The 21,348-nt window shown below is 60.4% G+C and carries 20 protein-coding genes and 2 pseudogenes; 13 read left to right on the forward strand and 9 right to left on the reverse strand.

The window, feature by feature from the left end:
- Positions 1 to 61: 61 nt before the first annotated feature.
- The 3 genes and pseudogenes from AC1DM5_RS04245 to AC1DM5_RS04255 form a co-directional block, all read left to right on the forward strand.
- Positions 62 to 979, forward strand: a pseudogene (locus AC1DM5_RS04245) (NAD(P)-dependent oxidoreductase); the annotation flags it as partial.
- Positions 976 to 2,760 carry an IlvD/Edd family dehydratase gene (locus AC1DM5_RS04250; protein ID WP_477824026.1) on the forward strand — a complete coding sequence of 595 codons (1,785 nt, stop codon included), beginning with the start codon at positions 976 to 978 and terminating at the stop codon, positions 2,758 to 2,760. The pseudogene AC1DM5_RS04245 and the gene AC1DM5_RS04250, both read left to right, overlap by 4 nt.
- Positions 2,761 to 2,875: 115 nt before the next feature.
- A pseudogene (locus AC1DM5_RS04255) lies at positions 2,876 to 4,686 on the forward strand (putative bifunctional diguanylate cyclase/phosphodiesterase).
- Between the two features lie 132 nt (positions 4,687 to 4,818).
- On the opposite strand, the gene AC1DM5_RS04260 reads toward AC1DM5_RS04255, so the two are convergent.
- The gene (locus AC1DM5_RS04260) at positions 4,819 to 5,019 is read right to left on the reverse strand and encodes a KTSC domain-containing protein (protein ID WP_051942244.1); all 201 of its coding nucleotides are present in this window, start codon (positions 5,017 to 5,019) and stop codon (positions 4,819 to 4,821) included.
- A gap of 267 nt (positions 5,020 to 5,286) precedes the next feature.
- Between AC1DM5_RS04260 and AC1DM5_RS04265 the strand changes: the two genes are divergently transcribed.
- The gene (locus AC1DM5_RS04265; protein WP_477824025.1) at positions 5,287 to 5,820 is read left to right on the forward strand and encodes a hypothetical protein; all 534 of its coding nucleotides are present in this window, start codon (positions 5,287 to 5,289) and stop codon (positions 5,818 to 5,820) included.
- Here the strand turns inward: AC1DM5_RS04265 and AC1DM5_RS04270 are convergent, their stop codons facing one another.
- Positions 5,821 to 6,660, reverse strand: a complete 840-nt coding sequence (locus tag AC1DM5_RS04270) for a DUF6030 family protein (RefSeq protein WP_477824024.1) — start codon at positions 6,658 to 6,660, stop codon at positions 5,821 to 5,823.
- A 126-nt stretch (positions 6,661 to 6,786) separates the two neighbouring features.
- Entirely contained in the window at positions 6,787 to 6,996 is a 210-nt protein-coding gene (locus AC1DM5_RS04275; protein ID WP_113325391.1) for a KTSC domain-containing protein, read from the reverse strand.
- Between the two features lie 263 nt (positions 6,997 to 7,259).
- On the opposite strand from AC1DM5_RS04275, the gene AC1DM5_RS04280 reads away from it, so the two are divergent.
- Together AC1DM5_RS04280 and AC1DM5_RS04285 are read left to right on the forward strand one after the other, a co-directional pair.
- Positions 7,260 to 7,598 carry a hypothetical protein gene (locus AC1DM5_RS04280; protein WP_477824023.1) on the forward strand — a complete coding sequence of 113 codons (339 nt, stop codon included), beginning with the start codon at positions 7,260 to 7,262 and terminating at the stop codon, positions 7,596 to 7,598.
- Between the two features lie 267 nt (positions 7,599 to 7,865).
- Positions 7,866 to 8,714, forward strand: coding sequence for a GNAT family N-acetyltransferase (locus AC1DM5_RS04285; protein WP_477974655.1), 849 nt, complete (start codon positions 7,866 to 7,868; stop codon positions 8,712 to 8,714).
- Here the strand turns inward: AC1DM5_RS04285 and AC1DM5_RS04290 are convergent.
- Complete coding sequence (locus AC1DM5_RS04290; protein ID WP_477824021.1) at positions 8,711 to 9,628, reverse strand: DMT family transporter; 918 nt, start codon at positions 9,626 to 9,628, stop codon at positions 8,711 to 8,713. The two genes, AC1DM5_RS04285 and AC1DM5_RS04290, sit on opposite strands and share 4 nt — an antisense overlap.
- A 188-nt stretch (positions 9,629 to 9,816) precedes the next feature.
- On the opposite strand from AC1DM5_RS04290, the gene AC1DM5_RS04295 reads away from it, so the two are divergent.
- Both AC1DM5_RS04295 and AC1DM5_RS04300 read left to right on the forward strand, forming a co-directional pair.
- Positions 9,817 to 11,115 carry an adenylosuccinate synthase gene (locus AC1DM5_RS04295; protein ID WP_477974657.1) on the forward strand — a complete coding sequence of 433 codons (1,299 nt, stop codon included), beginning with the start codon at positions 9,817 to 9,819 and terminating at the stop codon, positions 11,113 to 11,115.
- A gap of 60 nt (positions 11,116 to 11,175) precedes the next feature.
- Positions 11,176 to 13,563 (forward strand): hypothetical protein, encoded by a 2,388-nt coding sequence (locus tag AC1DM5_RS04300; protein ID WP_477974659.1) that lies wholly within the window; start codon positions 11,176 to 11,178, stop codon positions 13,561 to 13,563.
- An 86-nt stretch (positions 13,564 to 13,649) separates the two neighbouring features.
- Here the strand turns inward: AC1DM5_RS04300 and rpoH are convergent, their stop codons facing one another.
- Positions 13,650 to 14,558 (reverse strand): RNA polymerase sigma factor RpoH, encoded by a 909-nt coding sequence (rpoH, locus tag AC1DM5_RS04305; protein WP_037104500.1) that lies wholly within the window; start codon positions 14,556 to 14,558, stop codon positions 13,650 to 13,652.
- Between the two features lie 268 nt (positions 14,559 to 14,826).
- On the opposite strand from rpoH, the gene AC1DM5_RS04310 reads away from it, so the two are divergent.
- Entirely contained in the window at positions 14,827 to 14,988 is a 162-nt protein-coding gene (locus AC1DM5_RS04310) for an entericidin (protein ID WP_113185412.1), read from the forward strand.
- A gap of 13 nt (positions 14,989 to 15,001) precedes the next feature.
- On the opposite strand, the gene AC1DM5_RS04315 is transcribed toward AC1DM5_RS04310, so the two are convergent.
- Positions 15,002 to 16,027: an RluA family pseudouridine synthase gene (locus AC1DM5_RS04315; protein WP_007815172.1), complete on the reverse strand. Its 1,026-nt coding sequence runs from the start codon at positions 16,025 to 16,027 to the stop codon at positions 15,002 to 15,004.
- Positions 16,028 to 16,069: 42 nt separating this feature from the next.
- Between AC1DM5_RS04315 and AC1DM5_RS04320 the strand changes: the two genes are divergently transcribed.
- Complete coding sequence (locus AC1DM5_RS04320; protein WP_477824018.1) at positions 16,070 to 16,462, forward strand: hypothetical protein; 393 nt, start codon at positions 16,070 to 16,072, stop codon at positions 16,460 to 16,462.
- Between the two features lie 7 nt (positions 16,463 to 16,469).
- Positions 16,470 to 17,294, forward strand: coding sequence for a TrmH family RNA methyltransferase (locus AC1DM5_RS04325; RefSeq protein ID WP_477824017.1), 825 nt, complete (start codon positions 16,470 to 16,472; stop codon positions 17,292 to 17,294).
- 6 nt (positions 17,295 to 17,300) lie between these two features.
- On the opposite strand, the gene AC1DM5_RS04330 is transcribed toward AC1DM5_RS04325, so the two are convergent.
- Together AC1DM5_RS04330 and AC1DM5_RS04335 are read right to left on the reverse strand one after the other, a co-directional pair.
- A complete protein-coding gene (locus tag AC1DM5_RS04330; protein ID WP_477974661.1) occupies positions 17,301 to 18,461 on the reverse strand; it encodes a hypothetical protein in 1,161 nt (386 codons plus the stop codon).
- A 129-nt stretch (positions 18,462 to 18,590) separates the two neighbouring features.
- The gene (locus AC1DM5_RS04335) at positions 18,591 to 19,181 is read right to left on the reverse strand and encodes a DUF1134 domain-containing protein (protein WP_477824015.1); all 591 of its coding nucleotides are present in this window, start codon (positions 19,179 to 19,181) and stop codon (positions 18,591 to 18,593) included.
- 181 nt (positions 19,182 to 19,362) lie between these two features.
- On the opposite strand from AC1DM5_RS04335, the gene chpT reads away from it, so the two are divergent.
- Positions 19,363 to 20,010: a histidine phosphotransferase ChpT gene (gene chpT / locus AC1DM5_RS04340; RefSeq protein WP_007815183.1), complete on the forward strand. Its 648-nt coding sequence runs from the start codon at positions 19,363 to 19,365 to the stop codon at positions 20,008 to 20,010.
- Positions 20,011 to 20,123: 113 nt separating this feature from the next.
- On the forward strand, positions 20,124 to 20,486 hold the full coding sequence (locus AC1DM5_RS04345) for a response regulator (protein ID WP_477824013.1): 363 nt from the start codon (positions 20,124 to 20,126) through the stop codon (positions 20,484 to 20,486).
- A 127-nt stretch (positions 20,487 to 20,613) separates the two neighbouring features.
- On the opposite strand, the gene ctrA is transcribed toward AC1DM5_RS04345, so the two are convergent.
- Positions 20,614 to 21,315 (reverse strand): response regulator transcription factor CtrA, encoded by a 702-nt coding sequence (ctrA, locus tag AC1DM5_RS04350; RefSeq protein WP_007815188.1) that lies wholly within the window; start codon positions 21,313 to 21,315, stop codon positions 20,614 to 20,616.
- Positions 21,316 to 21,348: the final 33 nt, after the last annotated feature.

A 21,348-nucleotide genomic window follows, 5' to 3' on the forward strand; every position in this document is an offset into this window, starting at 1 on the left:
CCATCAAAACGGTTGCATGCTGAGGTAAGGAGATTATCAAAGGCAGACAACAGTTCGGGAGGGCTGGGTGACGCACGCATCAAAAGACAGCGGGAAGCGCAAGATCGCTTTCCTTGGCACCGGCCTCATGGGCGCGCCGATGGCGCGGCGCCTGCTTGGCGCAGGCTTTCCCGTCACCGTCTGGAACCGTGATCGAACCAAGGCTGAGACCCTTTCCGGCGATGGTGCCACTATCGCCTCCGCACCCGCCGAAGCCGCCTCAGCGGCCGATATCGTCATCTGCATGCTGACCAATGCTCAGGCCGTTCGTCAGGTGCTGTTCGACATGGGCACTGCCGAGGCCATGAAGCCGGGTGCTGTCGTCATCGACATGAGCTCGATCGCTCCACCTTTCGCGCGGGAACACGCAGCGAAGCTTGCCAAGCGCGGCATCCGCCATATCGATGCGCCGGTTTCCGGCGGCGTGGTCGGGGCTTCGGCCGGGGCGCTTGCCATCATGGCCGGTGGGGATGCGTCCATCATTGCTGAACTCTCGGATGTTTTTGCGCCGATGGGGCGCGTCACGCACGTCGGCCCTGATGGGGCAGGGCAGCTTGCGAAGCTCGCAAATCAGCAGATCGTTGCAGTGACGATCGGCGCCGTCGCGGAGGCAATGATGCTGATCGAGGCCGGCGGTGGTTCGCCGGCCGCTTTCCGGGACGCGGTGCGTGGTGGCTTTGCGGACAGCCGCATTCTGGAGATCCACGGCAAGCGCATGATCGACCGGCAGTTCGCGCCGGGTGGTTCTTCGGCCAACCAGTTGAAGGATCTCGACGCCGTCATGGCGACCGCGAAAGCCCTTTCTCTGACCTTGCCGCTGACGGAAGCGGTACATGCCGAATTCACAGAATTTGTCGCCAGGGGCAACGGCGAGACGGATCACAGCGCCTTGCTGCTCCATCTCGAAGACAGGAATGCCCGACCGGGAGGAAAGAAATGACCGACAGCAAGACCGCCAAGCGCCGCCTGCGTTCGCAGGACTGGTTCGACAATCCCGATCATATCGACATGACGGCGCTCTATCTGGAGCGCTTCATGAATTACGGGGTAACGCCGGAGGAGCTGCGGTCCGGCAAGCCGATCATCGGCATCGCCCAAAGCGGCAGCGATCTGACCCCCTGCAACCGCGTCCATATCGAATTGGCAAAGCGTGTGCGGGACGGCATCCGCGATGCGGGCGGCATCCCGATCGAATTTCCGACGCATCCGATCTTCGAGAACTGCAAGCGCCCGACAGCAGCACTCGATCGCAATCTCGCCTATCTCGGCCTTGTCGAAATTCTCTACGGCTATCCGCTCGACGGTGTCGTGCTGACGACCGGCTGCGACAAGACCACGCCTTCGGCGATCATGGCGGCTTCGACGGTCGATATTCCGGCGATCGTTCTTTCGGGCGGGCCGATGCTCGACGGCTGGCATGAAGGAAAACTCGCCGGCTCGGGCATGGCGATCTGGCAGTCGCGCCGGAAGCTCGCGGCAGGCGAGATCGACGAAGAGGAATTCCTGCAGACGGCGCTCGATTCGGCACCCTCCGTCGGCCATTGCAACACGATGGGCACGGCCTCGACCATGAATGCGCTGGCCGAGGCGCTCGGCCTTTCGCTGACAGGCTGCGGCAATATTCCGGCTGCCTATCGTGAACGCGGCCAGATGGCCTATCGCACCGGCCGTCGCGCCGTCGAGATCGTATTCGAAGACCTGAAGCCGTCGGATATCCTGACACGCGAAGCCTTCCTCAATGCCATCAAGACCAATTCGGCGATTGGTGGCTCGACGAACGCCCAGCCGCATCTTGCCGCCATGGCGAAGCATGCGGGAGTCGAGCTGTACCCCGAGGATTGGCAGGTGCATGGTTTCGATATTCCGCTGCTGGCGAATGTGCAGCCGGCTGGTGCCTATCTCGGCGAGAAGTTCCACCGTGCCGGCGGCACCCCTGCTGTCATGTGGGAATTGCTGCAGGCCGGCAAGCTCGACGGTGACTGTCGCACCGTCACCGGCAAGACCATGGCGGAGAATCTGCGAGGGCGCGAGGCGCGCGACCGCGACGTTATCAAACCCTACAGCGAGCCTCTGAAGGAGCGTGCGGGCTTCCTCGTACTCAAGGGCAACCTCTTCGATTTCGCCATCATGAAGATGAGCGTCGTATCCGAGGATTTCCGCAAGCGTTACCTGCAGGAGCCGGGCCGCGAAGGCGTCTTCGAGGGCAAGGCTGTCGTCTTCGACGGTTCGGAGGATTACCACAAGCGTATCAACGATCCGGAGCTCGGCATCGACGAGAACACGATCCTCGCCATCCGCGGTGCCGGTCCGCTCGGCTGGCCGGGCTCTGCAGAAGTGGTCAACATGCAGCCGCCGGATCATATCCTGAAGCGCGGCATCCAGAGCCTGCCGACGATCGGTGACGGGCGCCAGTCCGGCACTTCGGACAGTCCGTCGATCCTCAATGCCTCGCCGGAAAGTGCAGCAGGCGGCGGGCTTGCGTGGCTCAGGACCGGTGACATCATTCGCATCGATTTCAATCAGGGGCGTTGCGATATGCTGGTTGATGAGGCTGAAATCGAGCGGCGCAAGGGCGATGGAATCCCGCCGGTGCCGGCCGATGCGACGCCATGGCAGCGCATCTACCGCAATACGGTGACGCAGCTGTCAGATGGTGCGGTCATCGAGGGGGCAGCGGACTTCCGGCAGATTGCCAGGAACCCACCGCGACACAATCATTGATTAGAACAATACTGATTGAAAAGAAGGCAGTCGTAACGAACAGTTCACCTAGTAACTAGTTCGGTACTTACGAAAAGGCTTCATTAATGAGGGCTTGCGACTATATTATGAGTTTTTGCAGGCTTCGAAGGCTGAAACGAATTGCCCGAGAATAAACCAACGCGATCAGAGCGAGAGTTCCAGGATCTTCTTCGGCGACTGGAGCTGGCGCTTGATGCTTCGCAAATTGGTGTGTGGGAGCACAGCATCAACAAGGATGCTATTCTCTGGGACGCGCAGATGCACCGCCTGTATAGTACCGGCCAGACGTACCGGGAAGTGCCGACCTGGATCTGGACGAATGCCCTACATCCCGAGGACCGGGAACGGGCCGAGCAGGATTTCGAACGAGCGATCGCCACTCGCGGAGCCTATAACTCCCAGTTTCGCATCATTCTGCCGAGCGGAGAGATCAGGCATTTAAGGTCGCGTGCACATTTCTATGTCGATGAGGAGGGCGCACCCTCCTTCATCGGTGCCGAATGGGACGTAACATCCGATGTGCTGCTCAATGCCGAGCTCGGCAAGCAGAAGATGATGGCTGAGGCCCGGGCGCTGGCGCTTGAAGAAAGCAATGCGCGGATCGAGCATGTCGCCAATCATGATTACCTGACCGGCATGCCGAACCGGCGCCTGTTCGACAGGCGGCTCGCGGCGCTGCTGGCGGATAAGAGCGTGTCGACGATTGCCGTTCTGCATCTCGATCTCGACCAGTTCAAGCAGATCAATGACAGCCATGGCCACGCTGCCGGTGATGCCGTGTTGCGGACGGCATCACTCAGAATTGCTGCAGCCATTCCCTCAGATGGCATGGCTGCCCGTGTCGGCGGCGACGATTTCGTTATCGTACTGATCAATTTCGCCGGTCTCGATGCGCTGAAGGCAATCGTCGAGGATGTGCAGAGGCGACTGCTGAAGAAAATCCGCTTCGGGCAGGAGATGCTGCAATCCGGTGCGTCGATCGGCGTATCCTGGAGCAGCGACAAAAGAGCGCGCAACCTGCTCGCCGAATCCGATCTGGCGCTCTACCAGGCAAAAAAGCTCGGTCGCAACCGCATCGAATTCTTCAGCCGACAGCTTCAGGACGACTTGCGCGGCAAACGTCGCCTGGCCGAGGATCTCGCCCAAGCCCTGGAACAGGGTGAGATCATTCCCTACTATCAGGTGCAGCTCGATGCGCGCACCCGCGAGATCACCGGGCTGGAAGCGCTGGCACGCTGGAACCATCCGGAAAAGGGCGTGCTTGCGCCAGGCGTCTTCCTGCGCATTGCGGATGAATACGGGCTTTCGGCGGAGATCGATGCCGCGGTTCTGCAGCGCGCGCTTGAAGATCGCGTCGCCTGGCAGGCCTTGGGCTACCATGTGCCGCGGATCGCCGTGAACATCTCGCCCGGGCGTCTTGCCGATCCTGCCCTGCTGGACAAGCTGCGCCGGCTGGCCATCCCGCCGGGTGCCATCGTCTTCGAGCTGGTGGAAACGATCTTCCTCGACGATTGCGATGAGAAATTCCTCGCCAATATCGACCTCATCAAGCAGATGGGCATCGATATCGAGATCGATGACTTCGGTTCCGGCCATGCCTCGCTCATCGGCCTCGTACGACTGAAGCCGAAGCGGCTGAAGATCGATCGTCAGCTCGTCACCGATGTGGTGGAATCGGCTGAGCAGAGGCGCGTGGTCGGATCGATCGTCGAGATTGCCAAGGCTCTCGATGTGGAAGTGATTGCCGAAGGGGTGGAGACCGAAGCCCATGCTGTGACGCTGTCAAGGCTCGGCTGCGACAGCCTGCAGGGTTTTGCGCTCGGCTATCCCTCCAACGCCGACGATACAGGGCGCCTTCTTGCATCGACCGGCCACGGCGGCAAATCGCGAAGTGTGGCTGGTTGAGATTTGGGGGCTGAAGTTTAGTCAATGAATGGAATGTGAGGCCGATTTCGGTTCGAACGGTCCAGTCGGCGAGCACTTTAGGCTAACTCTTAGTGCACCGACACGGCACGCCTTGGGTGCGTGCCGTATTTTTCAGGTAGTGCGGAAGCGGCCCCGGATCTGGCTCATGTAGAAGTCGCCAGGAGAAGCTGCTGCGGTCAGTCCGACGACGATGCCTTCAGGGACATCTTCGTAATGACGACGTTGACCGTTGGTCAGATAGAGCGTGAGGTGTCGAGTCTCGCGCTTGTAATCGATCGCTTCAATGAGTTTGGACTGCAGTCTAGTTTCCATGCGGTACTCCCCGATGTGTTTCGCGCGAGAGAGGTGGCTGCTGGATCCGACGAGCGGTTCAAGACAGCGTCAAAGCTAATCTCTGGTCGATTCAAGTCAAGGATCGAAAGAGCTGAGCCGCACCTATTTTGAGTTAAATGCGTCTGAAGTTTGACGCTCTAAATTAGCCCGGAAGCGCTACGACAATTAAGCGCAACCTGCAGCGGAACAATGCTCCCTCAGCGAGCGATCAAAAGCGTTTCGTCCAGCCTTGAAATGGGGATGTTCTTGCGGGTGATTGCAGAGCTGCTCATTCTTTTCGGCCGCATCTGTTGCGCGCTCGTGGCCGTTGTGGGCGCGATGGCTTTCGCTTCCTATCTGATCGCCTCTCCGGTCGATGCGACGCCGCGGATGAATGCAGAAAGTGGAGCGATTTGGACCTCCGTGCCGGTTCATATCGATCCGAGCCATCAGCCCTATGAACGCGAACCCGATCGCTATCCGTTCAAGTTTTCTGCCGGCCCGTTCCTGAAGGTCATCGACAATGCGACCTTTTCCCTTGATGGCAACACCTTCGTCATTGCCGGTGTCTCGCGGATCGCTGCGCGGTCTCTCTGTGCCGATGCGCAGGGGCGACGTCTTGCCTGCGGCCAGAATGCAGCGGGCCTGTTGCGGACCGCCTTGCGCCGCAGCTTCATCGAATGCAGCCGCAAGCAATTGGCGCCGAAGCTGTTCATGGTGAGTTGCCGACGAGATGGCCAGGATCTTGCCGGTCTGCTCAATGACACGCCCCGACTGCCGCTCGTTGCCAGCGCGAAGTGATCAGGCGCGTCGCCAGAAGATGAGTTCCGGCACCTGCCAGGAGGGATCGGGCGCGGGCAGCCAGGTCTTCGGGGAGAAGTAATCCTTCGTGCGGCGCTGTTGGGCGGAGGTCTCCTGAAGCAGGAGCGTGAAGTTGAAGGCGCCCGGCCGCGAATATTCCTGGGTGAAGTTGATGAGGGCGCCGAAGCCTTCCTCCTTCACATCCCTGAGATTGCGGATTGCCATCAGTGCATCATGGAAATCCAGCCACGCCGGCTGAGTCAGCATGGTTTCGAAGATGCGCGATATGCTCGGATCAAGCTGTCCGTTGCTGTCGGTCGCGGGACCGAGGAGCTTCACGCGCATGCTCGTAATCGTGCCTCTGCCATTGCCGCGCACGACGAGGAAGAGCGAGCTGACGACGTGCTCCTTCTCCTTCTTGTAGACATGTTCGTAGGAGCACTCGAACGTATCGGAATTGAATGCCGTTTCCGCCCATTCGCTGGTTTCCACGCCGGCTGAGCGCAGCGCTTCGCACATGACCGGGCCGGAAATCCGCCAGGTGCGCAGGAAAACGCTCGCGAGCGCCGGCTGCGGTGGGTCGAACATGCGCGGTGCGATCCTGATGCTGACAGGTTCGGTGCGGCGGAAGACCTTCGGCGGCGGGGGAGGCGGGGGTGCCGCGGGCGGGAAAAGCTCTATGCCGAAATAGTGGGCCAGCGACTTCAGGTGCCGCATATCATTCGACAGCAGTACCGTTGCGCCAACAATTGAAATGGACAGAACAATCAGCAGCCACATGACGGCGCGGCCCTTTCGCGGCTGCGGCGCCAGTTTCATGTTCTGATCGGACGATGGCATCGTCAGTTCGCGAGACCTCGGACAATGGAAGTCATCATTTATAAGGCTCGGACCGATGTGGCAATCTATCTCACCTGGCGCGGCGTAATCGATTTAAAGCCGCGCCGGTAAAAGTATCGAAGTGCTTTAAGCCGCGATGCGACGGTAACGCTTTCTGATGCGGTCGATATAATACTGGCCCGGGGAGGGCGCCATCACCATGGTGCTGACGTCGTCAGCCGGTACGCCTTCGAACAGACGTTCTTCGCCGTTGCGGAAGCAGATGCGCAGGCGCCCGTCTTCCTGGCTGAAATAGACGTTCTGGATAATACGGGATTTGACTGGAACTTCGTGCATCGTTTTTGCCCCTGTTTCGTTTTGAGGCACCTTAAAAGTAAGGATGCGAAGATACCGTCAAGGCGTATGGTAAAGATTGTTTTCTGCTTGAACAGCGACAGTCTAAAAAATCGCGTTTCAATAAAATTGTACGGATCGGCTTAAAAAGCCTGCAAATACTGGCATGTAGAGTGACCCTCATGAAAGCGGCCGGGCATGGACAGATGCGACCGGCGCTGCGGCCAGGCGGAAATCGCCGGCCGACTGGAAACGGGGACTTTAAGATGAGCAGACTTCTTCTCGCCGCGACGCTCGCAATCACGGTATCGGCTGCAAGCCAGCCGGCTTTCGCCTTTGGCCCGGGCGGTTTCGGCCGCGATCTCATGTATACCTCGGCTATCGGCCATATGCCCGAGGAGCCGCTGACAACGAGCGCCGGCTTCGTTCGCCCGAACGTTCCCTTTGCCCTGAGCGCTCCGGCACAGGTCGAAGGCGAGGGCTATCAGCTGAAGGCCTATTCGCAGCAGCTGACCATCGTCGTCGGCTTCGTTTTCGACAGCGTTCTCAGCCAGGCTGCCCAGACCATCGGTACTGCCGAAGCGCTGGGTCCGTTTCTGCGCTAAGGCTTAAATACTTGATACTGTCGTCTTTCGATTGCGCCCGCCGGAAGGATCTGGCGGGCGCAGTAATTTTCTTGAGATTGCAATTACATTGTTTCATGGTAAGGCGAGATCGAAGTTCTTTTGCATTGCATTTCAAAACGACGACACACATCGTTTAAGCCGTGAACGCGAGTTCATCATGACCGGTCTGAGCGCAGGGACAATCGACTTAACGATTGCTTGGCGCATGGCGGAATGGACTTGCGGGTTTCAATCTGGGAAGGTTGCATGAATTCGGAATTTGCCGTTCGTTCCATGCGGCCCGGCGAACTGGAGCTTGCGCTGGAATGGGCACGTCAGGAGGGCTGGAATCCCGGCCTCGACGACGCGATCGCATTCCACGAAGCTGATCCTTCCGGATTTTTCGTCGGCGCCATCGGCGAGGTGCCGGTCGGTTCTATCTCGGTCGTCAAATATGGCGACAATTTTGCCTTCCTCGGTCTTTACATCGTGCATCCCGATTTCCGCGGCCGCGGCTTCGGCAAGGCGATCTGGAACGCCGGCATCGCTTCGGCGGGAGATCGGACGATCGGCCTCGATGGGGTTGCGGCTCAGCAGGCAGCCTACCGCAAGGCCGGTTTCGAGGTCGCCTATACCACGATCCGCTATGGCGGCGTGCCGACATCGGTGCCGCAGTCGTCACTCGTCGCGCAGCCGGTTCCGGACGCGAGGCTCGAGGGCCTGCTGCGCTATGACAGCGGTATTTTCCCGCAGCCCCGCGCGGCTTTTCTTGCTGCATGGTGCACCGGGCGCAAGGGACGCAGTTCCGTCGTCGTGCGCAAGAGCGGCAAAATCCGCGGCTACGGCACGATCCGCCGCTGCTACGAAGGCTACAAGATTGGTCCGCTTTTCGCTGCCGATGCAGATAGCGCCGCCGCGCTTCTGGCCGGGCTCATTCCCCAGGCGCATGGCGCGTCGATCTATATCGATATCCCCTCGACCAATGCCGAGGCGATTGCACTTGCAGAAAGCGTGGGGCTCGAGCCAGTCATGGAAACTGCGCGCATGTATCGCGGTCCGGCGCCGGAAGTCCCGCTGAAGAACGTCTATGGCGTGACGACGCTGGAGCTTGGTTAGTCGACCGGCGAAGCCGGCACGGTGGGCGCAGCTGTTTTTGGGCGGCCCTTTTCGGCGATAGCGATGCCGCCGAGCGTCAGCACCAGCGCAATCATGTGGAAAAGCTGCAGCGTTTCGCCGAGCAAGGCGACAGAAAGCAGCGTGCCGAAAACCGGGACGAGATTGATGAACAGACCGGCGCGATTAGCGCCGATTTCCTCGACGCCCCTGATATAGAGTATCTGCGCCAGCAGCGAGGCGAAGATTGCCGTATAAAAGGCAATCGCCCAGCCTTTGCCATCAGGCCATTGGGCCGCGCCGCGGGAGGCCTCCCATAGAAGCAGCGGCAGGGCAGTCAGCGCCGCGCCGAGCGCGGGGATCGCCATCAGCGTGCGCCAGTCGACGACGGGCTTGCAGCGCAGGAAGATCGTATAGACGGCATAGGCGGCGACAGCGATCAGCATCAATCCATCGCCGCGGTTCAGGCTGAGTTGCAGCAGGGTTGCAAGATCGCCATGGGCAGCGGTCAGCGCGACGCCGACGAGCGTCATGCCGAAGCCGACGACCTGGGCCAGCGAAACGCGGGTGCGGAAAAAGACGAAATTCAACAGGAAGATCAGCATGGGAATGCCGGCCTGCTCGATCGCGACATTGATTGCCGTCGTGTACTGTACGGCCGAATAGAGCATGGCATTGAAGGTCGTGTAGCCGACCACGCCATAGAAGAATAGGAGGGGCAGGTTCTTGCGCACCACCGGCCAGTCCTTCTTCAACTGCGGCAGCGAGACGGCGGCGATCAGCACGACAGCCAGGAACCAGCGAAGGAAGGTCAGCATCATCGGGCTGACATGGCCGAGCGCCAGCTTGCCTGCCACGGCATTGCCGCCCCAGCAGAGAGTTGCAATGACGAGGCAGATATAGGCTGTAGCTTGCAAGGGGATCTTCCCGTCTTTGTCGTCTCTGGCAGGATTTTTATGACGGGGCTTAGCCTGCTGGCGGCTGATTTGTCACGTAAAAAGCCGATTCTGCTGTGACAACAGGGTCGCTTTCCCAAAAACAAAGCTTTATAGATGCGCGGGTTTGAGCAGGTGTGCGGTTCTCCGCCGGTAACAGGAAGAGTTTGATGACGAACGTGGTCGTGGTCGGTTCGCAGTGGGGCGACGAAGGCAAGGGCAAGATTGTCGATTGGCTTTCGGAACGTGCTGACATCGTTGTGCGGTATCAGGGCGGACACAATGCCGGCCATACGCTCGTCATCGACGGCACGAGCTACAAGCTCTCGCTGCTGCCTTCCGGTGTCGTACGCCCTGGCAAGATGGCCGTCATCGGTAACGGTGTCGTCGTCGATCCGCATGCGCTGATCGCCGAGATCGGCCGGCTGGAAGCGCAGGGCGTGATGGTTACGCCTGAGAACCTGCGCATCGCCGACAACGCGACCCTCATCCTTTCCCTGCACCGCGAGCTCGATGCTTACCGCGAAGATGCAGCCTCCAACAGCGGCACCAAGATTGGCACGACGCGGCGCGGCATCGGACCGGCCTATGAAGACAAGGTCGGTCGCCGCGCCATCCGCGTCATGGATCTCGCGGATCTCGAAGCCTTGCCGGGCAAGGTCGATCGTATCCTGACCCACCACAACGCGCTTCGCCGCGGCCTCGGCGTTGCCGAGGTCAGCCACCAGACGATCATGGATGAACTGACCTCGATCGCCGATCGTGTGCTGCCTTTCCGCGATACGGTCTGGTTGTTCCTCGACAAGCAGCGCCGCAAGGGCGCCCGTATCCTCTTCGAGGGTGCGCAGGGTAGCCTCCTCGATATCGATCACGGCACCTATCCCTTCGTGACCTCGTCCAACACGGTGGCCGGCCAGGCCGCTGCCGGTTCGGGCATGGGGCCGGGTTCGCTCGGGTACATCCTCGGCATCACCAAGGCCTATACGACGCGAGTCGGCGAAGGTCCGTTCCCGACCGAACTGACGGACGAGATCGGTCAGTTCCTCGGCGAGAAGGGCCATGAATTCGGCACGGTGAYGGGCCGCAAGCGCCGTTGCGGCTGGTTTGACGCTGCACTGGTGCGCCAGTCGGTTGCCACGAACGGCATCAGCGGCATTGCGCTGACAAAGCTCGATGTGCTCGATGGTCTCGACGAACTGAAGATCTGCGTCGGCTACAATCTCGATGGCGAACAGATCGACCATCTTCCGGCAAGCCAGGCGGCTCAAGCTCGGGTCGAGCCGATTTACGTCACGCTGGAAGGCTGGAAGGAATCGACGGTCGGCGCTCGCAGCTGGGCGGATCTGCCGGCGCAGGCGATCAAATATGTTCGCCAGGTCGAAGAGCTGATCGGCGCGCCTGTTGCGCTTCTTTCCACCAGTCCTGAGCGTGACGACACCATACTTGTGACCGATCCGTTTGAGGATTAATGTCGCGGGTCACTTAAGGCGACCGTTCGGGAGTGTGCCGGACTTCTTGAGAAAGTACTGATGGCGGATTTTATTGCAGTTATTCGGCGGGCAGTCGACGGCCTGTCTGAAAATACGCCCGAGATGCGGGTGAAGGTCTACGAGCGTGCGCGCGGCGCAGTGCAGCGGCAGCTCGAGAACATGAAGCCGCGTCCGCCGGAAGCCATGCTGCAACGCCAGCTCGAAAAGCTCGAGGCCGCAATCCGCGAAGTCGAGGGCGAACACTCGGAAGCCGTGCCTGTCGAGGAGCCGGTCGCAGCCGCTCCGGAGCCTGAAGTTCATGAGGAGCCCGCGCTCGAGCATGAGCCTGTCGCGGAGACGGCCCCTGTTGCCGAGGCAGCCGTCTCCGAAAGCCGTGAGCAGCAGGAGGACGTAGAACATCCCGTCTACGAGCAGCCTGCTGAGCCGGAGGAGGTCGTTCAGGCTGCGGCTCCCGCCGAAGAGGTGGTGCCCGAGCACGCCGAATGGCATCCGCCTCATGAGGAAGAAGCGCCTGCAGAAGAATGGCGCGCGCCGGAGCAGGCAGAGGTTCATGCCGAGGCCGAGAGCCCTCATGAGCCGGTGGAGGAATATTATCCGGACGAACCGAGGCCGGAAGAGGTCGCTGCCGAGCCGGTAGCCGAAACCGCCCATGAGGTGGAGGAAGAGTTTCAGCGCGAAGAGGCTCATCAGCCGGCTCCACGTGGCATAGACCGTGCGTCCAACCGGCTCGTCGAGCCGATGGCCGATTTCGAACCGCAATCGCAGCCGCAAACCAGCGACTTCATCGAGCACACGCGCGAAGAACCAGTTGCAATGGATGCGGCAGCGCATTTCGATCGCATGTGGTCCGAGCCGGCTGCCGAAACACCGGCTCCTGTAGCGCAGGAAGCCGAGACCGAATGGGCGCGCGAAGAACTCCACTCCTATGCCGAGGCCACGCCCGCCGTTCCCGCCGATGCTTCGGCACGCGCTCTCGATGAGGTTTCAACGCTCGGAAACAGCGCTTCGCCGGCCGTCATGCCAGCTGCCAAGGAAAATTTCTCCTGGGAAGCTGCCGCTTTCGACGATCTGCCGCCGATCGAGGCCGGCACGGACAAGAAGACACCAGCTTCCGCGCATTTCGACGACGTCGATATCTTTGCGGAAGTGCATGCTGGCAACGGTTCCGGCTCTGCAGCTCCCGCACCGGCCGCAGCGCCAAGCGAAGGCTGGCGTGAGGCGCGTACGCTGCGTGGTTATGACCGTCGCAACGCTGCGACCGATGACGACGACAGCAATCCGCCGATGGATCTGGACCAGATCGTTGCCTCGAAGATGCAGGGCAAGAGTTTCCGCATGGAACCGAAGCGCCGGCGCTTCGGCATCGGCACCATTCTGGCGATCCTCGTTACACTCGGCATTCTCGGCGGCGGCGCCTATGCGGGCTGGATGAACCGCGAAGCGGTGATGGAAATGGTCGATGGTCTCGTCAGCTCCGCGCCGTCACAGGCTGCGCGCGACGAGACTATGACGACGCCAGCGGCAACGCCTCCGGTGCAGCAAAACAGCACGCCGGCCACGGCCCAGCCTGCAGATCAGAGTGCTACTACGCCGCCGGCTCGACCCAACCAGGAAGTTGCCTCGCTGGACGGTTCGGCTGCCAATACCAAGTTTACCCAGCGGCTGCTCGCCGATGGCACCGAAGTCGATAACGGCCCGGCAGCAGTGCCGGGAACGCCGACGGCGGAAGGCAAGTCAGTTGCCGCGCAGAACGTTGCTGCAGCCGATACCAGCACGCCGAGCGTCCAGTCCGATGCTGCGCCTGCCGAAAACCTGACGCCGAACGGCCCTGCCGCAGCACCTGCGGCGCAGAACACGCCTATTGGCGCCACCGAAAAGATGTTCCTCTATGAAGAGCGGATCGGCGAAAGCTCGCCAACCGCAATCGAGGGATCGGTCGTCTGGACCGTTCAGCATGAAGCCGGACAGGACGGCCGCCAGGAAGCCACCGTGCAGGGCAACGTCACCGTGCCGGAGCGCAATCTTTCGGCGCTCGTGACCTTCAAGCGCAATTCCGATCCGTCGCTGCCGGCAAGCCATCTCGTCGAGATCGTCTTCTCCGTTCCGCCGAATTTCGAAGGCGGCAGCATCGACAGCGTTCAGCGCATCTCGATGAAACGTACGGAGCAGGACCGCGGCGATCYGCTGATTGCGGTGCCGGCCAAGATCACTGACGATTTTCACATGATCGCGCTCAACGATTACCCCGATGCGCGCAAGGCCAATCTGGACCTGCTTGCCACGCGCGACTGGATCGACATTCCGGTCACCTACCGCAACGGCCGCCGTGCGCTGCTGACCATGCAGAAGGGCGCCACAGGCGGGAATGCCTTCAACACGGCGATCAAGGAATGGACGGCGCTCGGAGATCTCTCGACCAGCCAGTAGGCCAGCGTCGCCGAGCCTCGGAAATCACGCAAAATAAAAGGCGGGCCGCAAGGACCCGCCTTTTTTGATTTCAGATGACGACCAGCTTATGCGGTGGCTTCGACCACACGCACGGCCTTGGCACGCTCCAGCGCTTCCTTGCGGACCGCATCCTGCACCTTTTCAAAGGCGCGGACTTCGATCTGGCGGACACGCTCGCGGCTGATGTCGAACTCGGCCGAAAGATCTTCCAGCGTCACCGGGTCTTCGGCAAGGCGGCGAGCCTCGAAGATGCGGCGTTCGCGGTCGTTCAGCACGCTCATGGCCTTCGACAGCATACGGCGACGGGTATCGAGCTCATCCTGCTCGATCAGCACGTCTTCCTGGCTGTCGTGGTCGTCCACGAGCCAATCCTGCCACTGGCCGCTGTCGCCTTCGGAGGCCTTGATCGGGGCGTTCAGCGATGCGTCGCCGGAAAGGCGGCGGTTCATCGAAACGACCTCTTCTTCAGAGACGTTCAGCTTGGTAGCGATTTCAGTCACATGCTCCGGCTTCAGGTCGCCGTCATCAATGGCCTGGATACGACCCTTCAGGCGACGCAGGTTGAAGAACAGGCGCTTCTGATTGGCAGTCGTGCCCATCTTCACCAGAGACCACGAACGCAGGATATATTCCTGGATCGAGGCTTTGATCCACCACATGGCGTATGTGGCGAGGCGGAAACCGCGTTCCGGATCGAACTTCTTGACGGCCTGCATGAGGCCGACGTTACCTTCGGATACGACTTCGCCGATCGGCAGGCCGTAGCCGCGATAGCCCATGGCGATCTTCGCGACGAGGCGAAGGTGGCTGGTGACGAGCCTGTGTGCGGCGTCACGATCGCCGTGCTCAGAGTAACGCTTGGCGAGCATGTACTCTTCCTGCGGCTCCAGCATCGGGAATTTACGGATTTCGTCCAGGTAACGATTGAGACCGGCTTCGCCGGCGGTAATGGACGGCAAGTTATTTCGGGCCATGATGCACCCTCCTTATATGGATTCCGGTTCCCGATGGAACGCGCCCTCGCGTTAAAGGCAAACCGGGACATGCGGCTCTCTCCAAGCCCGCAATAAGTCGATTTACAAATAAGTATGGCGAAACAGCGATTCAAGGTCCCCTCGGCGTTCACGAGGGCGTTATCCGGCCGTTGCCAGAGCCAATCAGAGGCATTGATTTTACCGACAGCTGCCGCATTTTTCCAGTGGCGGTGGCACTCTTGCCAGCCGCTTTTATGAGGGGAACCAGATGATCAGACCAGCCCTTGCCGCCATCCTGCTGCTTTCGCTTTCGGCCGCTCTTTCATCCTGCGGGAACACCGCCAGGGGGCTGGCGCAGGACGGGCGCGACACCAGCCACGCTCTCGACAATGCGACGCATCGGGTCCTGGGTGCTGGCTCCAAGAAATAGTAGCGGCCATTTCTCATCCGCGCAGGGCGTCAGCGAGCTCCACCATATCACCTGGTAGCGGCACTTCGAAATGCATCACTTCGCCGGTGCGCGGATGCTCGAATTGCAGCATGTAGGCATGCAACGCCTGGCGATCGAAAGCCTTGACGACCTTGCGGGCTTCGTCGGGCAGAAGATTGGCCTTGGTCTTGAAGCCCGCGCCGTAGACGGCGTCGCCGAGCAAGGGATGGCCGATATGGGCCATGTGGACGCGGATCTGGTGCGTGCGGCCGGTTTCCAGGTGGCATTCGACGAGCGAGGCAAGCGCGCTCGCATCCGGGCTTTCATGGAAGCGCTCGAGCACTTCGTAATGGGTGATCGCCTCGTCGGCACTCTCGTTTTCGGGGCGCTTGACGGCGCGGCGAGTGCGGTCGCCGGTGGCACGGCCGAGCGGCGCGTCGATCGTTCCCGAGAGCGAGCGCGGACGACCCCAGACGATCGCCTGATAGGCGCGTTCCAGCGGCATGGTGCGGCCGTGATCGGCGAACTGCAGCGAGAGGTGGCGATGCGCCATATCGTTCTTGGCGACGACCATGACGCCGGTCGTATCCTTGTCGAGCCGGTGAACGATGCCGGGGCGGCGCACGCCGCCAATGCCGGAGAGGGTATCGCCGCAATGGTAGATCAGCGCGTTGACGAGCGTACCGGTCCAGTTGCCGGGGCCGGGATGGACGACGAGGCCAGCCGGCTTGGAAATGACGATGACATCTTCATCCTCGTAGAGGATATCGAGCGGAATATCCTCGCCCTTCGGGGCAGGGTCTTCCGGTTCAGGCAGGATGATCTCGTAGCTGTCTCCGGCTCGCACCTTCTTTTGGGGATCGGTAATCGGCGCGCCCTTCAAAAAGACCTGCCCATCCTTGATCAGCGCCTTGATGCGACTGCGGGAAAATTCCTCGCCAACCTGCGCGGTCAGCCAGGCGTCGAGGCGGCCTTCGGCTGTCTCATCGGCGGTCAGGACTTTTCTATTGTCATCTGCTTGTTTAAAGGGGTCGCTCAAGACGCTTCTTCTCCGACGTATTTTTAGAACGGGACGCCATAGATGACGAAATTCGAGCCAGCCGACGATGAGCAGGAAGAAAAGCCCCTTGATCCGGCTATGGAAAGTGTCCGGCGCAAGATGGTTCGCCTGCAGATCGTCTCGGGCGCCATCATGTTCGTGAGCCTTATGGCGGTCTTCGGCGCTGTTGTCTACAAGGTGACGCGTACGGCGCCCTCGCAGACCACAGCGTCCGCAGGCTCTTCCGATGTTCCCTCCGACGCGCCGATGAATTCGACGGCCTCGCTGCCGCTCGGCTTCAAGATCGAGCAGACATCGCTTTCGGGCGGACAGATCCTGTTTTACGGCACAGCGGTCGACGGCAAGCGCAAGGCCCTAGTCTTCGATATCAAAGCGGGCCGTATCGTGGCTGACGTCACGCTGTCGGGCAATTGAGGCCGGCATGGCCGGACAACCCCTCACGATCGAAACCCCGGACGATCTGCGGATCGCGGAGTTTCGCGATATCCGCGAGCGCGACCTGACCGGTAGGCAGAACCGCTTCATCGCCGAGGGTACTGTCGTGCTGCGCATGCTCGCCGATGCGCATGCGGCGGGTAGAGGATTTTCAGCCGAAAAGATCTTGCTGCTCCGCAATCGGCTCGACGGCGTGGCGGAGATCCTCGACAACTTTCCGGAAGACGTACCCGTCTATGTGGCCGACGCCGATGTTCTTGACGGTATCGTCGGCTTCAACATGCATCGCGGCGTGCTTGCGCTCGGTCGCCGCGAGCAGGCGACGGAAACCATGCTTCTCGATGCGCTGCCCGAGCAGGCGCTGGTCCTCGTCGGCTGCGGCATTTCCAATCACGACAATGCCGGGTCGATGTTCCGCAATGCCGCTGCCTTCAGGGCTGATGCGATCCTCCTTGATGAGACCTGCTGCGATCCGCTCTATCGCAAGGCGCTGCGCGTTTCGGTCGGCTCGGTCCTGAGCATGCCCTATCATCGCGGCGGCGATGCGCTCGCTCTTCTTTCGAGCCTAGCCGAGCGCGGCTTTGCAATCTGGACGCTTTCGCCACGCGGCGAGACGGATATCCGGCAGATACCGGCTTCCGATCGCATGGCGCTCGTCGTCGGCACTGAGGGCGAGGGATTGCCGGAAGCGGTGCTTTCCCGTTTCCGCAGTGCGCGCATTCCGCAGTCTGAAGGGCTGGACAGCCTCAACGTGGCCACGGCGACGGGTATTGCGCTCTTTGCTATATCTTCGGCGATGGCGCGGATCTGACGGGGCTCACCGCTGCGGATCGGCGATAATTGCAGCTGCGCGGTCGGCGAGGTTCACGCGGTCGTTTGCGCCCTTCTTCTCCCCGCCGTCCGGAAGGAGGGAGAGGATCGGAGAGGACGGGCCTTCCTTGAGCGCCGTGAGCGCCACCATGTTGGCGGCGATCGAGGTGATTTCCTCGCGAAGCGCGCCATCACGACCGGTATTGTTTCTTGCCTTCTGAAGGTGGTCGGCAAGTGCTGCGCTGCGCCGGCGCACATTGTCGCTCATCTGCGCTGTGATGGCAGCGAGATCGAGTTCAGAGGTTTCTGCTTCGCTGGTCGCTTCGGCGGGCAGATCGGCAATGGCCTTGGAGAGGCCGGCGTCACGCAGCACCTTGGCGATCTTACGGAGTTCGGCGTTGGCAGCCTTCAACTGATCCTTCAGCTTGGCGATTTCCTGTTGCCGGCGGCCGAGCAGGGCTTCCTTGTCCGCGGCAGAGGCGGCCTCACGGGCAGCCTTGTCTTCCAGGCGAATGACCATGTGCTGTTGCTGGCTGAGCTTCTGTTCGGCATCCTTGGCGCGCTTCTGCAGCACGGTCACGTTCTGGCGCATCGTATCGCGTTCGTCGCGCAGAGCGTTGGCGCGGAACTTCAGATTCTCGGCTTCAGTCTCACGCGCAGCAAGGTCGATCTTCAGGTTGTTGGCCTGTTCGGTGATCTTGGAAAGCCGCGCCCGCAGCGTTTCCAGCTCGCTATCCTTGTTGGAGCCCGCCTGCTCGGCAATATGCAGGCTCGTCTTCAACTGGCTGATATAGTTTTCGTCCTTGCGCAGGTGGGAGCGCTGCTCAGCAGCCTCTACCTGCATTTCGCCGATCTGTGCGCGCGCCTCATTGACTTCAGAGGCTAGCCTGCCGGCATCGACGGCGAGTGCGTCGTGGCGAAGCTGCAGGGAGAGCGACTTTTCGCGTTCGCGGTGCAGGTCCTGTGCGGTACGGGCATTTTCAGCGGCGTAGAGGGCGCGCACCATGTCCTTCTGTGCCCGTACTTCCTGCGGGCTCAGCGGCATCGTCGCCTTCAGGCGGTTTTCGGTATACCAGACGATGCGGCGGTGGACCGCAGGCGAGACCAGAAAGACGAGAAAGGCCGCGGTCAGGAAGCCCAATCCGAACAAAAGAGCATATTCGATCACGGCGCGGCCATCGATTCGAAGGTTGATACGGGTCAGTCCGCCTGATTAAGCACGCAGCGCGCGCAGCGACAAGGCTGCGGGCACCGGCAAGACCATATTCCCAAGGATATTAGCGCCGATTTTGGCTTTTCAGAAGGGGTTCCAGGTCGGGTTCGGGGTGACCTTCAGATAGCCGACATTGATGCCGAGGCGGGCGCCGACACCAGTGCGGATCGGCACGACCAGAACGTTGTTGTTCTTGAGAAGCGTCATGCCGAAGCCGGCAATGACATAGGCCGAGCCGCTGACGCCGCCGAAGCGAGCATAGATGGAGTCGATGGACGGCAGGTCGTAGACCAGCATCATGACGCGGGAGCCCTGGCCACCGTAATCGAGGCCGAGAGATGGACCCTGCCAGTAAAGCGGATGCTCGCCGGCATTCTTGGTATTGAGCTGGCCTTCGCCGTAGGTGAGGCCGGCGATGAAGGCGCCGCCGCCCTCCTGGCCGAGGATATAGCCGTTCGGCAGGCCGTATTTCTGGAAGGCGCTTTCAACGACTTTGGCAAGGCCGCCGCTGGTCTCGCCGAAGAAGGAATGACCGGCATCAACGATTTCCTGCACTGTGTACTGGCCGTTGTTCTGCTGCGCTGCGGCCTGTCCGGTAATCATCACCGACGAGATCATGATAGCGATCAGCAACTTGCAGAAGCCGATAAATCTTCCGAGAAATTGGAGGCGCATGATGTCATCCATTCGTCATTGTCGGGGGCATTGGCATTTGATGCATTTTGCTCCGATCGTCTTAACAATCGGTTTACCAAATATGGTGTCATTATGGCGGCGAGTACGGTCGCAAACTTCGCGCAATTTTGATTAGGCACACTACCGGGTGGAATGACACTGCCGCCCTCAGGAGACGATGATGTCCAAGAACCCGAATCTCACTCTGTCCGGCCCGGACCTGGCAGCACTTCTTTGCAGTCGTGTGTGCCATGACGTGATCTCGCCCGTCGGCGCGATCAATAACGGTCTGGAGCTTCTGGACGAAGGCGGAGCGGATTCGGACGCGATGGATCTCATCCGCACCAGTGCGCTCAATGCCTCGGTCCGTCTCAAATTCGCACGCCTCGCCTTCGGTGCATCCGGTTCCGTCGGCGCCTCGATCGATACCGGCGAGGCCGAACGTGCAGCCAAGGACTTTGCTGTGGCAGAGAAGAAGACCGAAGTGAGCTGGAGCGGCCCACGCGCGATTGTCGCCAAGAACAGGGTCAAACTGCTCCTTAACCTCTTCCTCGTCGCATATTCTTCCATTCCGCGTGGCGGCAATCTGGATATTACGCTGGAAAATCCGGAATTCGATGCCAGTTTCAAGCTCGTCGCCAAGGGCAAGCTGATGCGCTTGCCGCCGAAATTCGTCGAAATCGCCACCGGCACCGCCGAGGAAGCGATTGATGCGCATTCGATCCAGCCTTATTATACTGTGCTGCTAGCGGAAGAATGCGGCATGGTTCTGGATTATTCAGCCAGCGCCGAAGAGATCATCTTCACTGCCAAGGTTGCCGCAGCGTAGTTCACCGATTGCTGATCGAAGCGAGTGCAGTAACGATTCCTTAGCCTGATCAACCTATCTTCGAAGGTTAGGAAGACCCTCGACGGAGACAGCGCGAGGGGTAAGGAGCTGCCATGCAGAGATTCATGATCACCGATAGTTCGGACATCGTTCGCAAGGTCGGCAAGCGAATCCTTTCCGAGCTCGATTTTCTGGTCAGCGAAGCTTCGAATGCCGAAGAGGCGTTGCAGCGCTGCCAGGCTGAGCTTCCCGAATACCTGATCGTCGATTCGGGCATGGAAGGCGCGCTTGATCTCATTGCCAATATCCGCGCCATGGAGGGCGGCAAAGAGGTCAAGATCTACTATTGCGTCATCGAGGCCGATCTGAAAAAGCTGATGGCCGGCAAGCGGGCAGGGGCAACCGACTTCCTGCTCAAGCCGTTCGACCGCAAGATCCTCACCGCCGTGTTCGGAAATCGCGCAATCGCTGCCTGAATAGGTCACGCAAATCGTTAACGGGAGCCGTCCTTTCGGGCGGCTTTTTCATTTCCGCACATTGCCGACAAAATAAAAGTCCCGCCGGCGAGGCGGGACTTTTCATTTGGTAAGGGGATTCGGCGGATCAGGCGGTTTCGGCGTATTCGGCACCATCGGGCTCGCGCAGCACATAGCCGCGGCCCCAGACGGTTTCGATGTAGTTGGCGCCGCCGGCAGCATTTGCGAGCTTCTTGCGCAGCTTGCAGATGAAGACGTCGATGATCTTCAGTTCCGGCTCGTCCATACCGCCATAGAGGTGGTTCAGGAACATTTCCTTGGTGAGCGTGGTGCCCTTGCGGAGCGAAAGAAGCTCCAGCATCTGATATTCCTTGCCCGTCAGGTGGACGCGCTGGCCGCCGACTTCGACGGTCTTGGCGTCGAGGTTGACGATAAGCTCGCCCGTGATGATGACCGACTGGGCATGACCCTTGGACCGGCGGACGATGGCGTGGATACGGGCGACGAGCTCGTCCTTGTGGAACGGCTTGGTCATGTAGTCGTCGGCGCCGAAGCCGAGACCACGAACCTTGTCTTCGATGCCGGCCATGCCCGAGAGGATGAGGATCGGCGTCTTGACCTTCGACAGGCGGAGAGTGCGCAGCACTTCGTATCCGGACATGTCGGGAAGGTTCAGATCGAGAAGGATGATATCGTAATCATACAACTTGCCCAGATCCACGCCTTCTTCGCCGAGATCTGTCGTATAAACATTAAAACTCTCAGATTTGAGCATCAGTTCGATGCTCTGCGCCGTAGCGCTATCATCCTCGATGAGAAGTACCCGCATAATTATCCCCTTTACCGCCGCCGAAAGGTGGCA

It is taken from the genome of Rhizobium sp. 01T437 (genome assembly GCF_056398505.1).

Bases quoted from the DNA above. Each gene is read 5' to 3' on its own strand.
- AC1DM5_RS04325 (WP_477824017.1), top strand. From the start codon at position 16,470: ATGGCCGGACAACCCCTCACGATCGAAACCCCGGACGATCTGCGGATC.
- AC1DM5_RS04285 (WP_477974655.1), top strand. From the start codon at position 7,866: ATGAATTCGGAATTTGCCGTTCGTTCCATGCGGCCCGGCGAACTGGAG.
- AC1DM5_RS04275 (WP_113325391.1), bottom strand. From the start codon at position 6,996: ATGCACGAAGTTCCAGTCAAATCCCGTATTATCCAGAACGTCTATTTC.
- chpT (WP_007815183.1), top strand. From the start codon at position 19,363: ATGTCCAAGAACCCGAATCTCACTCTGTCCGGCCCGGACCTGGCAGCA.
- AC1DM5_RS04250 (WP_477824026.1), top strand. From the start codon at position 976: ATGACCGACAGCAAGACCGCCAAGCGCCGCCTGCGTTCGCAGGACTGG.
- AC1DM5_RS04335 (WP_477824015.1), bottom strand. From the start codon at position 19,181: ATGCGCCTCCAATTTCTCGGAAGATTTATCGGCTTCTGCAAGTTGCTG.
- AC1DM5_RS04270 (WP_477824024.1), bottom strand. From the start codon at position 6,660: ATGCCATCGTCCGATCAGAACATGAAACTGGCGCCGCAGCCGCGAAAG.
- AC1DM5_RS04320 (WP_477824018.1), top strand. From the start codon at position 16,070: ATGACGAAATTCGAGCCAGCCGACGATGAGCAGGAAGAAAAGCCCCTT.
- rpoH (WP_037104500.1), bottom strand. From the start codon at position 14,558: ATGGCCCGAAATAACTTGCCGTCCATTACCGCCGGCGAAGCCGGTCTC.
- AC1DM5_RS04260 (WP_051942244.1), bottom strand. From the start codon at position 5,019: ATGGAAACTAGACTGCAGTCCAAACTCATTGAAGCGATCGATTACAAG.
- ctrA (WP_007815188.1), bottom strand. From the start codon at position 21,315: ATGCGGGTACTTCTCATCGAGGATGATAGCGCTACGGCGCAGAGCATC.
- AC1DM5_RS04280 (WP_477824023.1), top strand. From the start codon at position 7,260: ATGAGCAGACTTCTTCTCGCCGCGACGCTCGCAATCACGGTATCGGCT.
- AC1DM5_RS04310 (WP_113185412.1), top strand. From the start codon at position 14,827: ATGATCAGACCAGCCCTTGCCGCCATCCTGCTGCTTTCGCTTTCGGCC.
- AC1DM5_RS04345 (WP_477824013.1), top strand. From the start codon at position 20,124: ATGCAGAGATTCATGATCACCGATAGTTCGGACATCGTTCGCAAGGTC.